This is a genomic window from Corynebacterium sp. HMSC28B08, from assembly GCF_001806865.1.
In the GTDB taxonomy this organism is placed as follows: Bacteria; Actinomycetota; Actinomycetes; order Mycobacteriales; family Mycobacteriaceae; genus Corynebacterium; species Corynebacterium auriscanis.
Genome location: NZ_KV786158.1, coordinates 59,502 through 72,980, shown reverse-complemented (window position 1 = coordinate 72,980; position 13,479 = coordinate 59,502). Strand labels below are relative to the sequence as shown.

11 protein-coding genes are annotated in these 13,479 nt (G+C 59.0%); 7 read left to right on the top strand and 4 right to left on the bottom strand.

From position 1 onward, the window contains the following. From HMPREF3098_RS11635 to HMPREF3098_RS02340, 3 genes are all read right to left on the bottom strand, one after another. A partial coding sequence (locus tag HMPREF3098_RS11635; protein ID WP_210385923.1) for a hypothetical protein occupies positions 1-214 on the bottom strand: 214 nt, incomplete at its 3' end. Between the two features lie 355 nt (positions 215-569). Then, positions 570-2,774: a 1,4-alpha-glucan branching protein GlgB gene (glgB, locus tag HMPREF3098_RS02345; RefSeq protein ID WP_070433843.1), complete on the bottom strand. Its 2,205-nt coding sequence runs from the start codon at positions 2,772-2,774 to the stop codon at positions 570-572. A gap of 11 nt (positions 2,775-2,785) precedes the next feature. After that, entirely contained in the window at positions 2,786-4,810 is a 2,025-nt protein-coding gene (locus HMPREF3098_RS02340; RefSeq protein ID WP_070433842.1) for an alpha-1,4-glucan--maltose-1-phosphate maltosyltransferase, read from the bottom strand. Between the two features lie 152 nt (positions 4,811-4,962). Here HMPREF3098_RS02340 and HMPREF3098_RS02335 point away from each other — a divergent pair, with 152 nt between their 5' ends. From HMPREF3098_RS02335 to HMPREF3098_RS02315, 5 genes are all read left to right on the top strand, one after another. Continuing rightward, positions 4,963-5,856 carry an ABC transporter ATP-binding protein gene (locus HMPREF3098_RS02335; RefSeq protein ID WP_035115337.1) on the top strand — a complete coding sequence of 298 codons (894 nt, stop codon included), beginning with the start codon at positions 4,963-4,965 and terminating at the stop codon, positions 5,854-5,856. 93 nt (positions 5,857-5,949) lie between these two features. Further along, entirely contained in the window at positions 5,950-6,861 is a 912-nt protein-coding gene (locus tag HMPREF3098_RS02330; RefSeq protein ID WP_035115260.1) for an NUDIX hydrolase, read from the top strand. Positions 6,862-6,952: 91 nt separating this feature from the next. Continuing rightward, positions 6,953-8,218 carry a THUMP-like domain-containing protein gene (locus tag HMPREF3098_RS02325; RefSeq protein WP_070433841.1) on the top strand — a complete coding sequence of 422 codons (1,266 nt, stop codon included), beginning with the start codon at positions 6,953-6,955 and terminating at the stop codon, positions 8,216-8,218. Positions 8,219-8,319: 101 nt separating this feature from the next. Next, complete coding sequence (locus HMPREF3098_RS02320) at positions 8,320-9,108, top strand: electron transfer flavoprotein subunit beta/FixA family protein (protein ID WP_070433840.1); 789 nt, start codon at positions 8,320-8,322, stop codon at positions 9,106-9,108. 69 nt (positions 9,109-9,177) lie between these two features. Further along, positions 9,178-10,128 carry an electron transfer flavoprotein subunit alpha/FixB family protein gene (locus HMPREF3098_RS02315; RefSeq protein WP_070433839.1) on the top strand — a complete coding sequence of 317 codons (951 nt, stop codon included), beginning with the start codon at positions 9,178-9,180 and terminating at the stop codon, positions 10,126-10,128. Positions 10,129-10,320: 192 nt separating this feature from the next. On the opposite strand, the gene HMPREF3098_RS02310 is transcribed toward HMPREF3098_RS02315, so the two are convergent. Continuing rightward, positions 10,321-11,478 (bottom strand): ATP-binding protein, encoded by a 1,158-nt coding sequence (locus HMPREF3098_RS02310; protein ID WP_070433917.1) that lies wholly within the window; start codon positions 11,476-11,478, stop codon positions 10,321-10,323. Positions 11,479-11,854: 376 nt separating this feature from the next. Between HMPREF3098_RS02310 and HMPREF3098_RS02305 the strand changes: the two genes are divergently transcribed. Together HMPREF3098_RS02305 and HMPREF3098_RS02300 are read left to right on the top strand one after the other, a co-directional pair. After that, complete coding sequence (locus tag HMPREF3098_RS02305) at positions 11,855-13,033, top strand: cysteine desulfurase family protein (RefSeq protein ID WP_070433838.1); 1,179 nt, start codon at positions 11,855-11,857, stop codon at positions 13,031-13,033. 10 nt (positions 13,034-13,043) lie between these two features. After that, positions 13,044-13,466: a DCC1-like thiol-disulfide oxidoreductase family protein gene (locus tag HMPREF3098_RS02300; RefSeq protein WP_070433837.1), complete on the top strand. Its 423-nt coding sequence runs from the start codon at positions 13,044-13,046 to the stop codon at positions 13,464-13,466. Positions 13,467-13,479: the final 13 nt, after the last annotated feature.

The window sequence follows — 13,479 nt, the reverse complement described above, 5'->3', positions numbered from 1 at the left end:
ATGAGATGACATGAATGGAGGTGTTTTTGTGCATCTCGGTCTGCTTTTCGTAGATGGGGGGGGACATCTCGGTCTGCTTTTCGTAGATGGGGGGGACATCTCGTTCTGCTTTTTGCGGGCGGATGGGGGCTTGTGCTTCTCGTTCTGCTTTTCGCAGGCTGGGGATGCGTGTTGGCGGGGGGTGGGGTGCTTGCTGAGCAGAATGAGATGACATGAATGGAGGTGTTTTTGCGCATCTCGGTCTGCTTTTCGCAGATGGGGGCTTGCGCATCTCGTTCTGCTTTTTTGCGCGCGGATGGGGGCTTGCGCATCTCGTTCTGCTTTTCGCAGGCAGGGTAAGCGTGAGGACTCCGAGAGGGAAAGAGGACACCGGAAAGCGGTGTGTATCGGGGCCGCCAGTGAGCCACCCGCAGCGCCCCAGCCCAGTGGGAATAGTTTTGGCTGGCGGGTGTGTGAGCCCAGTGGGAATAGTTTTGGCTGGTGGGTGTGTGTGAGCCCAGTGGGAATAGTTTTGGCTGGCGGGTGCGCGTGAGCCCAGCTAAAACCGATTTAACCCAGCAAGTACGACCCTAACTCAGCAAGAACACTCGCGCGCTGTGCGCCGGCACATCCAAGTGCGCGCTGAATGACAAGCCGTGGGACCCAGGGGTTTGGGCGTCCAAATCCAGACCGACCGCGCGGCCCGCGCCCTCGAACTCAGTGGCGTCCGTATTCAGTACCTCGCGCCACGTCCCCGCCACCGGCAATCCAATCCGGTAGTTGGAATACGAAGAACCCGAAAAGTTGACCACACAGGCTACCCATTGGTCGCTTCCGTCGGGCAGCTTGTGGCGTCGAAGGTAAGAAAGCACGTTGTTTGCCGCATCATCGGCGGCAATCCAACGGAAACCGCGCGGATCGTGATCGCTGCTGCTCAAAGCAGGCAGGGAAGTGTACAGCTGGTTGAGTTGGCTTACCAATCCCGAGATTCCACGGTGGAATTCGCCCTCCCAGCCTTCCAAATCGGCCCAGTCCAAGCCTTTTGCTTCGTTCCATTCGGCAGGCTGACCCCATTCCTGGCCTTGGAACAGCAGTTTCTTGCCCGGGTGAGTCCACATGTATGCAAGCAACGCGCGGACCATCGCTGCGCGATCCCAACTGTGGCCCGCAGGCATACGCGACCACAGCGTGCCCTTGCCGTGGACGACCTCGTCGTGGCTGATAGGTAGCACGTACTTCTCGGAGTAGGCATACACCATGGAAAACGTGATTTCTCCGTGGTGGTGGCTGCGGTGGATGGGATCTCGTTGAACATACTCCAGCGTGTCGTGCATCCAGCCCATGTTCCACTTCAAGCTGAAACCCAAACCATTGTCGCTGGTGGGGGCGGTTACACCGGGCCAGGAGGTCGACTCTTCTGCGATGGTCAGCACACCGGGGCTGTCGCGGTGCACGGTCGCATTCATTTCTTGCAGGAAGCTCACGGCATCGAGGTTTTCCCGGCCACCATAGATGTTCGGTAGCCACTCGCCCTCTTCGCGGGAGTAATCCAAATACAGAATCGACGCCACGGCATCCACGCGCAGGCCATCGATGTGGAACTCACGGCACCAGTACAAGGCGTTGGCAACGAGGAAGTTCTTTACTTCCGCCCGGCCGAAGTCGAAAACATAGGTGCCCCAATCAGGTTGCTCACCGCGGCGCGGATCGGGGTGTTCATAGCAGGCTTGGCCGTCGAACTTGCCCAGAGCCCATTCGTCCTTGGGGAAGTGACCGGGGACCCAGTCCATGATCACGCCAATGCCCGCTTGGTGGAAAGCATCGATCAGCGCACGCAAATCATCCGGTGAACCGAAGCGGTTATTGGGAGCGTAGTAGCTGGTGACCTGATACCCCCATGACGGCTCGAAGGGGTGCTCTGAAATACCCATGAGCTCTACGTGCGTGAAGCCTTTCTCGCGGACGTAGTCAACCAGTTCCGTGGCCATATCTTGGTAGCTCAGACCTTTGCGCCAGCTGCCGAAGTGCACCTCGTAGATGCTCATGGGGTTGAGATCGTGGGCTGCGGTGGCGCGCTTGGCCAGCCATGCGCCATCGTTCCACTCGTAGCGGGATGGCGCTACAACGATGCTGCCAGTGGCAGGGGAGCGTTCGGCTAATCGAGCCATGGGGTCAGCTTTATCCATGTGCACGCCGTCGCCGGTGGTGATGTGGAACTTGTAAACGGATCCAGCGGAGACTCCGGGCAGGCTGATTTCCCAAATCCCCGAGCTGCCCAGCGCTCGCATGGGGTGTTGGCGGGGGTTCCAGCCATTGAAGTCACCGATAATGGATACACCTGCGGCATGAGGTGCCCACACGGCGAAGGAGCACAGCTCGTCATCGAAGAGGTGAGCACCGAGTACTTCCCACAGGCGCTCGTGGCGTCCCTCGCCGATAAGGTGCTGATCAACGTCGCCCACTGTGGGGGGCTGCCGGTAGGGATCTTGGCTGATGGTGCTGGAGGAGCCATCGGCCCACGTGATATCGAGCTCGTAGGTAGCAACCTCACTGGCGGGGACCGTGAGGGCGGCAGCGAAGATGTCGTCACCAATGTGCTCGAGTTGAATCTCATCGCCTGAAGGGGCCAAGCGGGCCGTGACGGCACTGGCCCCGCATTGCACGGTACGGAGAACGCCACGGCCGTCGTGCAAGCTATGAACCCCCAGCACATCATGCGGTGCGTGGTGCCGACGTTGAACCAAACGCGTCCGGTCGTCGTCGTCGATGAGCTGTACGGGGGTTTGACTTGTCATAACGACCAAGTTTACCTGCGAGGGTCCCATTCGTCTTGGCGGAATGTGGTGGCCATGCGCAGGTGCTCCGGAATCTGCGGTAACTGTACGATGTGAGCGACCTCGAAGTCTGGGTCCAGGCGCACGTAGTTTTCTCTCGACCAATCCCACGTTTGCTGGGTTACCAGATCCGTCACTTCGAAAGATTCTTGGTCAGCAAGTCCCAAGGCCTCTAGGTCCAGGGTTACAGTGCCTTCTTGGATCTGGTGGGAATCTAGCGTCACTACCACCAACACGGCATTGCCGGTGATTGCGTCCACACGCGAATAGGCCAACAAGTGGTCGCTCGATGTCTCGTGAATGTGCAGATTTCGTTGCTGCAGAAGGGCTGGGTTAGCGCGGCGGATCTCGTTCAAACGGGTGAGCCACGGCGCTAGGGAATCTTCCACGTCGAAGTCACGTGGGCGTAGTTCGTACTTCTCGCTGTTGAGATACTCCTCGCTACCTTCATGAACAGGTGTGGATTCGTACAGTTCATAACCGGAATACACACCCCACAGCGGGCTCATGGTTGCCGCCAGTGCAGCGCGGATAGCGAACATCGCTCGGCCACCGGTTTGCAGCGATTCGTGGAGAATGTCCGGGGTATTGACGAACAAGTTGGGGCGGAATACATCCGCGCCTTCGGCCACATCGGTCGCGAACTCAGTGAGCTCCTCCTTTGTGGTTTTCCACGTGAAGTAGCTGTAGGACTGCGTGAATCCGGCCTTGGCGAGCCCATACAGGCGCGGTGGGCGGGTGAATGCCTCGGCAAGGAACACCACATCAGGGAATTCTGCGTGGATTTGGCCGATCAGCCAGTGCCAGAATGCGGTGGGCTTAGTGTGGGGGTTGTCCACGCGGAATACGCGAACTCCGCGCTCGATCCACAACCGAACAACGTCCAGCACCGCGTGGTAAATGCCCTCTGGGTCGTTATCGAAGTTGAGAGGGTAGATGTCTTGGTACTTCTTCGGTGGGTTTTCGGCATATGCGATGTGCCCATCGGGCAGCACCGTGAACCACTCGGGGTGGGACTTTGCCCAAGGGTGGTCGGGAGCGCACTGCAACGCCAGATCGAGTGCCACCCGCAAACCATTTTCGTGAGCTACGGCTACGAAATGTGTGAAATCTTCGACTGTTCCTAGCTGGGGATGGATTGCTTCATGCCCACCTTCGGCGCTACCGATCGCCCACGGGGAACCCACGTCCTGCGCCGTCGGGGTCAGTGTGTTGTTTTTACCTTTTCGGTTGATCGTACCGATCGGGTGAATGGGGGGCAGGTAGATCGTGTCGAACCCCATTCCTGCGATACGCGGCAAGTCTTTTTCCGCGGTTGCAAAAGTGCCGTGTACTGGTTGGCCCGTTTCATCAACGCCGCCGGTCGAGCGGGGGAAAAACTCATACCAAGCACCGACGCCACTTTCCAGCGGCTCAACCAAAATCTCGAACTCACGGCCCTTCGTGAGCAGGTCACGCACAGGACGCCGATTCAGAGCCCGCTTTACCTCATCGGTGAAGGCTGGCGCGATGCGGTGGTCCAGTGGGAGGTTCGTATCACGTAAAGCCACAACAACTTGTTTGATGGTGCTCACCGCGGATCGGGAGACTTTCCCCTCGGCGCGCTCGAATAACTGGGCCCCAACTTCCAAGTCGTTGGCCAGGGCTTCGGCGTCTTGCCCCGCCGCTACCTTTTTCTGGACCGCGTTATTCCATGTGGCAATTGGATCGGACCACGCGTCGATCCGGAATGTCCACAAACCGGGAACGTCGGGGATGATGACCGCGTGGCGGTGATCCGGGTTATCCGGATCGGGCAACATCGTGACCTTGGTGCGCCCGCCCTCCGCGCCTGCGGGACGGCGCACTACCAAGGTGGCAGAGATCGCATCGTGTCCTTCGCGCCACACGGTTGCCCTAATAGGCATTACTTGACCGACAAGCGCTTTGGCTGGAACGGAACCTTCCATGATGACGGGGTGGATATTGTCCACGCCTAACCGGGGGAATGTGTGCATACCTTTAAAGCCTAATCGGTGGTTGTTGTTTCGGCTGGGTGAGTTTTTGGGGTGTCTATTCGGTGGTTGTTGTTTCGGCTGGGTGAGTTTTTGGGGTGTCTATTCGGTGGTTGTTGTTTCGGTTGGCCGAGGTTTCGGGCACCATTAGAGGCATGACTGTTGAGCGCACTCCATCTACGTCCCCTCTGATTTCCAGCCCGGCGAAGGAAGCCGCTGTGGATGAAGACATCATGATCGACATGCGCGGAGTGTCGGTGGTACGTGAGGGAAATGCGATCCTCTCGCCCCTCAACTGGCAGGTTGAGCTCGATGAACGCTGGATCATCATTGGGCCTAACGGTGCCGGTAAAACCACACTAATGCGAGTAGCTAGTGCGCAAATGTTTCCTAGCACGGGCATTGTTCGACTAGTGGGCGAACAAATGGGCAAGGTGGACTTGCGCGAGATCCGTACTGCTATCGGCATGAGTTCCTCAGCGCTGGCACAACGCATTCCCAATGATGAGCGTGTAGCGGACCTTGTTATTTCGGCTGGCTACGACGTGTTGGGCCGTTGGCGCGAAGACTACGAAGCAATGGATGAGGATCGGGCGGTCGAGATCTTGGAATCCGTCGGGGCCATCCACCTTGCCAACCGAAAGTGGGGAACACTGTCCGAAGGCGAGCGTAAGCGGACCCTCATCGCCCGCGCGCTCATGACCGATCCAGAGCTACTGCTGTTGGATGAACCCGGTGCTGGCCTGGACCTCGGAGGTCGCGAGGACCTCATCCAACTGCTCAGTGAATTGGCCGCAGATCCGGACTCCCCGGCGATCGTCATGATCACCCACCATGTGGAAGAAATACCGCCGGGGTTTACGCATGCGATGCTTTTGGACGAGGGCCAGGTTGTCGCCCAAGGGCTGCTGGAGGATGTCATGACAAGCGAGAACCTCACCCGCGCCTACCACCAGCCGATTGAGGTTCATCACGATCGGGGCCGGTGGTTTGCTCGTCGGGTGCGTCGGGGTGGTAGTCACCGTTCGGGTAGCTCGGGTCGGGGTTAGTGTCGGGGCCGGTGGTGTGCTCGTCGGGTGCGTCGGGGTGGCAGCTACCGATCGCGCAACTCGTGTCGCGACTCATGACTAAGATGAACAATTATGAGCCCGCACCGTCTTGGACCCGTTGAGCCCCGACACGCATCCACAGTGATTCTGTTGCGCGACACGTTGTCGGGTCCAGAGGTATATGTCCAGGAGCGCGCGTCCACCATGTCGTTCTGCCCGCAAATGACGGTTTTCCCAGGTGGCGGTGTGGATTCGCGCGATATGCCAGGTGACGTGGATGGCGATGGCCAAGATTCACCAGAAGTGCAGTGGCAGGGCCCCGAAGTTGCGTGGTGGGCAGAGCGTCTCCAGAAATCTCCTGCCATCGCCCGCGCCCTCGTGTGCGCCGCCGTCCGAGAAACGTTCGAAGAGTCGGGAACGCTTTTAGCCGGTCGCCTCGACGGTACCATTGTGGGGGATACCACCCCGTTCCAAGACGAACGGCACCAACTGGAAAACCACCAGCTCAGTTTCACCGACTTCATGCACAACAACACGCTGGTGTTGCGCAGTGATCTCATCCGGCCATGGGCTAACTGGGTTACCCCCAAGGAACAACCCATTCGCTACGACACAGCGTTCTTCGTCGCCGCCCTTCCCGAAGGTCAGCAAACGTGCGGCGATACGCGTGAAGCCACTTCCACCGGCTGGTTCCGTCCGTCCACTTTGTTGGACGGCTGGCGCGCTCGCAAAATTGGCCTGATGCCACCTACTTGGGCACAGCTCAAACTGCTGGACACATTCCGTACTGTTCAGGAGATCCTCGATTTCTCGGCCAACATCTCCGTGGACCCAGTGTTGGTGGAGCCGGTGGACGAGCCTTACATGGCGGAGTATTACCTCATGGAAACCCAGATGTACGGCTCCCCGAAGCGCCACTTCGCGCCGGGAATGAAATTTGCAGTGGATCCTGCGGACTTGCCAGAACACCCATTCGAGCACAGTCCCGGTAGCTTCCTGCAGTAGCTTTCGGGATCACGGGTGTGCCGTTCACCTCCCCTGCATTCGCCTTTTCTACCCCGGTAGCTTCCTACAGAAACCCTTTTGAACCGCCACTATGTCGTTTTCCCATTCCGAACTTGATTTCCTCTTTGCGCACCCAGAATTGATCACCAGCGCCGAGCAATTGACGCTAAGTAAAAAGTCCATGCTCGCCGACATAGCAACACTGCGAAAAACCGCCGGTGATCACGCCCGGGCTCTGGTGGAGATTGTGTTAGCGCGGCGCGCGGCGTCGAAAAAAATGGATCCCGCAGTGGCACACAACTGGTGGGCTGATAGCGACGCGGTACAACAGGCCACCCCCGAAGGCGTAGCTGAGTGGCGGGCAAGGCATCTGGCTTCGCTGGGAGTGGGCTGGGTGCACGACGTGACCTGCAGTGTGGGCACGGAACTGCGCGTCCTGCATGCGGAGGGCGTGGACGCGGTGGGTTCTGACGTGGATGTCGCTCGTCTGCGGATGGCCAAGCGCAACGTGGCACCGGTTGGGGTCTTTTGTGCCGACGCCACGCGCCCAGCAACCAGCGCCCCAGTAGTGGTGGCCGATCCTGCGCGTAGGAATTCTTCCGGACGGATTAGCTCGTTGGCGGATGTTGTCCCCTCAGTAGAGGATCTATTGGCGGCGTATCCTGCTCGGACTGAATTCGCGATCAAGTGCGCCCCGGGTATCGACTTTAACGACGTGCGTGAATGGGCCGGCATGGTCGATGTGGTAAGCGTGGATCGACAGGTCAAAGAGGCATGCGTGTACACCCCTGGACTGGTGGCAGGGGCAGGAGGCGGTCGGTTTGGTCCGGTAGGTGGGGACCTGTCGGCGACCGCGTGTGCAGCGGTCGGACCAGGGGCTGAAGGCGGAGTATTCCGCGAGGGCAACAAGCTGCTGATGCGTGCCGTCGTACTGCGTGCAGAGGCCACGCCACAGATCGTGACGTCGACCATGGACGATAACGTTGGGGAGGGGGCACCGGGTAAGTACATCATTGATCCCGATGGGGCCATTGTGCGCGCCGGTTTAGTACGGCATTACGCAGCTCAGCATGGGCTTTGGCAGCTTGATCACCGGATCGCCTACTTGACCGGGGATGTGGTTCCCGCGGGTGAACGCGGATTCCGGGTGCTGGAGGAAGTGCCCCCAAAGCAGTTGCGTGGGGCGCTGGCGGCGAGGGGCGTCGGCAAACTAGAAATTTTGGTGAGGGGTGTGGACGTGGATCCTGATGTGCTGCGAAAGAAGCTCAAGCTCAAGGGTGCGCAACAGGCAACGGTGGTACTGACGCGGGTAGGTTCTGCCGCAACTGCGTTTATTTGTGAGGTAGAACGAGGATAGGTGGGGTATAGATAAAAAAATATCTGTAACTTGTGGCGATTGTCACGTTCCTACGGGTAGCATGGTTACGAATCACAAAAATCAATCAGGAAGGCCAACGAATGTCGAACATCGTTGTTCTGGTCAAGCAGGTGCCGGACACCTACTCCGAGCGCAAGCTGAAGGAAGACGACTTCACTTTGGATCGCGATTCTGCGGACAAGGTGCTGGACGAGATTAACGAATTTGCTGTGGAATCCGCTCTTCGTCTGAAGGAAGCGGACGATTCCCTCAACGTCATCGTGCTCTCCGTGGGGCCAGCAAGCTCTACCGAGGCACTGCGCAAGGCTCTGTCCTTGGGTTGCGACGAGGCAATTCTGGTCACCGACGATGCCTTGGCTGGTTCTGACACGTTGGGTACCGCATGGGCTTTGACCAATGCGCTTAACCAGATCGAAGATATCAAGCTGATCGTCACGGGTAACGCATCTACCGATGGTGGATCCGGCTCCATGGCAGGTCTGCTGGCTGAGTACCGCCAGATCCCAGCTTTGACCCACCTGTCTGAGGTTTCCCTCGAGGGCGATACCGTCAAGGGCACCCGCCTGGTTGACGAGGGTCGCTTCGAGCTCGAAGCCCCAGCACCAGCCATTGTTTCCATTATGGAAAAGGCTCCCACCCCACGCTTCGCTGCGTTCAAGGGCATCATGGCCGCAAAGAAGAAGACCATCAAGGAGCTGTCCCTGTCTGACATCGGCGTGGATGCTGCCAACGTTGGTCTGAACAACGCCACCACGTCCGTCGCTGGCGTTACTCCTAAGCCACCAAAGTCTGCCGGTGAGATCATCACCGACGAAGGCGACGGCGGCAAGAAGCTTGTTGAATTCCTGGTCAAGGAAAAGCTCATCTAAGCCATTTGCGCTAACCACTACCAACTGTCAAATATTTGACGAGCATCTCTACGTAAGGATTTTGTCACCATGGCTAATGCACTAGTACTGGTAGAGCACGGTGAAGGTGAGCTGCGTGGCGTAACCACCGAGCTCATCACCGCAGCTCGCGTCTACGGTTCTGTAGGCGCAATCGTCGTCGGCACTCCAGGCACCACCGATAAGCTTCAGGCCGCTCTGGCCGAGGCCGGTGCGGAGGAGATCTACTCCGCTGAGGCCGACTTCGCTGATGACTACATCATCACCCCATCCGTCGATGCCGTTTCCGGCTTGGCAGCACACCTCCAGGTTCCCGTGTTCGTGGCTGCTTCCGCAGCTGGCATGGAGATCGCAGGTCGCGTGGGCGCCCGCGTTTCCTCCGGTGTGATCTACGATGCGGTTGCCGTTGAGGCCGACGGTAAAGCAACCAAGTCCATCTTCGGTGGCGAATACACCGTCGATACCGCTGCTGCTGGCGCAAGCCCAGTGTTCGCACTGCGCCCAGGCTCCGTTGAGCCACAGCCGCAGGCTGCTGCTGGGAACGTGCAGCAGGTTGAGCTGCCACAGCCAGGTCCAACCGCTGTGAAGATCAACTCCTTCGCTCCAGCTGAAAAGGGCGATCGCCCAGAGTTGACCGAGGCTAAGATCGTCGTTTCCGGTGGTCGCGGTGTCGGCGGTGCTGAAGGCTTCGCTGACGTTGTCGAGCCACTGGCTGACCAGCTGGGCGGCGCAGTTGGTGCTTCCCGTGCAGCTGTTGACGCAGACTTCTACCCCGGTAAGTTCCAGGTTGGTCAGACCGGCGTTACCGTGTCTCCAAACCTGTACATCGCCCTCGGTATCTCCGGTGCTATTCAGCACAAGGCTGGTATGCAGACCTCTAAGACCATCGTTGCTGTGAACAAGGACGAAGAGGCTTCCATTTTCGAGATCGCCGACCTCGGTATCGTAGGCGACCTGTTCCAGGTTGCTCCACAGGCCATTGAGGAACTCAAGAACCGCTAAAGGGGTTCTCATCTCGGTCTTTCGGGATTCCCTTTTCTACCGGCGCTGACCCCATGTTTTGGGGTTGGTGCCGGTTTTGGTCTGTTTGGGGTCGGGGTGCGCACAATTGGTTGCCGGCGGGCCAGGGTGCGCGCAATTGGTTGCCGGCTGATGTGCCAGAATCAAACCCTGAATCAAACCGCGTCTTCGATTTTACCGCTCAGATTCCCGCAGATAGTCCCCCAAATACGGCAGGGTGAACCTCACCGCGCCGAACCCCGCGGGCTCGATGAGGTCCCGGTCGATGAGCCGTTGCCGTCGCGCGGAAATCCCGTTTGGTGGTACTCCAAGTGTCTGAGCAATGGCCGCGGTGGGCACTTTTTCTTCCCTCGACGCCGCCATGGCACGCAGGAATGCTAATTCTCCGGTTGGGACCTTGGTGAGCGCTGGCTTGTGGACTTGGTGCTTCATCCGCCCGATTGCGTCATCGGCAATCTGGGAAACGTGGGCGGGGGAGATCGCGGTGGCGTGGTCTAGGTTTGAGGCAGCCCAACACAGCGAACCGACCACCTGGATGAGGTAGGGATAACCCCGGCAGAGATCGGTCGCGAGCGTGAGGGCTTCAGGAGTGATGTGCTTGCCGGCGTCTTCAATCGTGGTTTGGAGGGTTGTAGCTACGTCTTCATCGGAGATGGAGTGCAAGTCCACACGGGTGGCGCGGCGCATGAATGTTGTGCCTTCGTGCTGCAGGAGTTCCTCCACTCCATGCGGGAGCCCGGCGCAGGCGATGGCAATGTCTCGGTCATCGCGGACGAGGTCTTGGACGGCGGTGGCCAGCGTATGCAATTGATTGACGTTGGCGGCTTGTAGTTCATCGAGAGTCAGCAGGATTCCGGAACCTGTGAGGCTGTCCATGAGTTCGTTGAGTCGCGTGATGAGTGTGGGCGAGGACTCCAAGGCGGTGGCTTCAGGGTTCCGGTCGGTGCGAATGCCACCAACACCGGGGATTGAGCCGCCAGAGATTTTGCGCTGGGAGGGCGGGTTGATGGATGTAATGGCGCGGGGAACGGTTGTATTGACCAGCTCGTCGATCATCGAGGCGTGCGGATAGCACCGTAGGGTCATCCAACCTTGAGCCTGGGCAGTATCTTCGAGTTCATTAAGTAGGACGGTTTTGCCCACACCGCGGACGCCGCTGACAAGCAGTGCTCGGTGGGGTGAACCGGGGCCTTCCATGAGGCTGAGCTGGAATTGCCGCAGCAGGGCTTCCCGACCGGCGAGGTAATAGGGCGACGCGCCGAAGCTGGGCCGGAAAGGATTGCGTGGTGGGTTCGCGGGCTGAGGTGTGAAACTGCGACGTGATGGTGCCATGGATACGAGCTTAGCGACGCACGTGGACACTTGATAGATCTCATAGATGAGGATGGATTGAATAGATTTGATAGATCGTGCAGCGGTGTCCAGCTTGGATGGATTTGATAGATCGTACGGTAGTGACCGGCCTGAATAGATTTGATAGATCGTGTAGAGGTGGTCAGACTGAATAGATTTGATAGATCGCGTAGAGGTGGTCAGACTGAATAGATTTGATCGATATAAGGCGCAGTGAGTGGTTTTGCCAGATCCTGCAGGGCTGACGGGCGAGTTAACAAGACCCCGGGGTGTGTGCCTCCGAGGGGATACTTAGCGAACCCGCAGGTCTGCCCGATTTTCAAACCGCCTTGGCGTGCGGACTAGGCTAGCTAGCGTGAATTCCTCTCGACTTTATCTTGATAATGCAGCCACACAGCGGCTTCGCCCCGAGGCTCACGAAGCGATGGTGCAGGCTGCCCGAGAACTCAATCCCGCAGGACAGTACGCTTCTGGCCGTGCGGCCCGCAGTATGGTCGAGGATGCGCGCGAGCAGATTGCGGAGCTTTTGGGGGCGGACTCTGCGGAGGTGATTTTTACCGGTTCGGGGACGGAAGCGGACAATATCGCCATTCAAGGATTGGCGTTTGGATCACTGGCACGCCGAGCGGCTCGGGTTGTTGCTAGCGCAGATATTGAACACCCAGCGGTGGCCGAATCCGTGGACTGGCTCACCGCGGGCCCGATTGACTTCGGTTTCGATCGCTTTCGATTGCCCGTCGATCCGAGCGGTCGAGTGGTGGTAGGCGTGCCCGAATTAGACCGCCAGCTGGATGAGGCAGGAGACGTGGCAGTGTTGACCTGCATGTGGGCGAACAACGAAACGGGCAATATTCAACCCGTGAAGCAACTTGCAGAGTTCGCGCGCGAACGGAACATCCCATTTCATACCGATGCCGTGCAAGCCGTAGGGCATGTTGAGGTTAACTTCCACGAGCTTGGCGCCACCACCTTGGCAGCCAGCGCGCATAAATTTGGCGGGCCGAAGTCAGTGGGGATTCTGCTGGCCCGTCGCGATGCCGATATCTTGAGCCCCGTACGGGGAGGGGGACAAGAACGGAAATTGCGGTCGGGGACAGTGAACGTGCAAGGTGCGGTCGGGGCGGCTGCGGCGCTGGGGGCGTCGGTAAAAAAGATGGAAGAAGAAAATCGAACGATAGCCGCCTACCGCGATCAGCTGCGGGGAGCAGTGGAGGGCATCGACGGGGTACGTGTGTGGACGAATGAGCCTGCACTTGCGGGCCATCTGCACATCAGCGTGCCGGGGGCGGAGGGCGATAGTCTCATTATGTTGCTGGATGCAGCCGGGGTGGATGCCTCGACGGGATCGGCGTGCAGCGCGGGGGTTAATCGAGCGTCGACGGTGCTTACGGCGATGGGAGTGGATGTGGCCATCGCGCGTGGTGCGTTGCGATTGACTATTGGGCCCGATGCTGACGCAGAGGCTATTGGAGATCTCGCACATACGCTGCCACGGATCATTGAGCGGGCCAGAGCTGCTGGAATGGCCTACTAAGGTGATGGGTATGAGCACCTTCTTTTACGACGGCGATTGCGGATTCTGTCAGTGGTCGGCCGAGAGGCTGCGTGGGTTGACCAACGGGGGACTGGAGGTACGCCCAGCGTGGGTGGGTCGCTCGCAAACACCTGTGCCAACAGCGGTGGAGCGAAGGGTGCAGCAGAGAATTGCGACAGAGGCGGTGTACTGGCGGGGTGGTGCTGAGGGAGAGCCCGAGCTGTTCGGAGGCCATCGCGCGATCGGTATGGCTCTGGCGGATCACGGGCACACCACGGCGGTTCGGCTGACAGGTCGCGCACTGAACGCACCGGTTATATCGCTTATGGCGAAACTGGTCTATCGAGGGGTAGCCCGTTACCGGCACAAGCTGGGGCCCCTGGTGGGTGTGCAGGCCTGCGCGTTGCCACGAAATGGATTTTCGCCACGGTGAACGAGTAACCTGC

Bases quoted from the DNA above. Each gene is read 5' to 3' on its own strand.
- glgB (WP_070433843.1), bottom strand. From the start codon at position 2,774: ATGACAAGTCAAACCCCCGTACAGCTCATCGACGACGACGACCGGACG.
- HMPREF3098_RS02340 (WP_070433842.1), bottom strand. From the start codon at position 4,810: ATGCACACATTCCCCCGGTTAGGCGTGGACAATATCCACCCCGTCATC.
- HMPREF3098_RS02335 (WP_035115337.1), top strand. From the start codon at position 4,963: ATGACTGTTGAGCGCACTCCATCTACGTCCCCTCTGATTTCCAGCCCG.
- HMPREF3098_RS02330 (WP_035115260.1), top strand. From the start codon at position 5,950: ATGAGCCCGCACCGTCTTGGACCCGTTGAGCCCCGACACGCATCCACA.
- HMPREF3098_RS02325 (WP_070433841.1), top strand. From the start codon at position 6,953: ATGTCGTTTTCCCATTCCGAACTTGATTTCCTCTTTGCGCACCCAGAA.
- HMPREF3098_RS02320 (WP_070433840.1), top strand. From the start codon at position 8,320: ATGTCGAACATCGTTGTTCTGGTCAAGCAGGTGCCGGACACCTACTCC.
- HMPREF3098_RS02315 (WP_070433839.1), top strand. From the start codon at position 9,178: ATGGCTAATGCACTAGTACTGGTAGAGCACGGTGAAGGTGAGCTGCGT.
- HMPREF3098_RS02310 (WP_070433917.1), bottom strand. From the start codon at position 11,478: ATGGCACCATCACGTCGCAGTTTCACACCTCAGCCCGCGAACCCACCA.
- HMPREF3098_RS02300 (WP_070433837.1), top strand. From the start codon at position 13,044: ATGAGCACCTTCTTTTACGACGGCGATTGCGGATTCTGTCAGTGGTCG.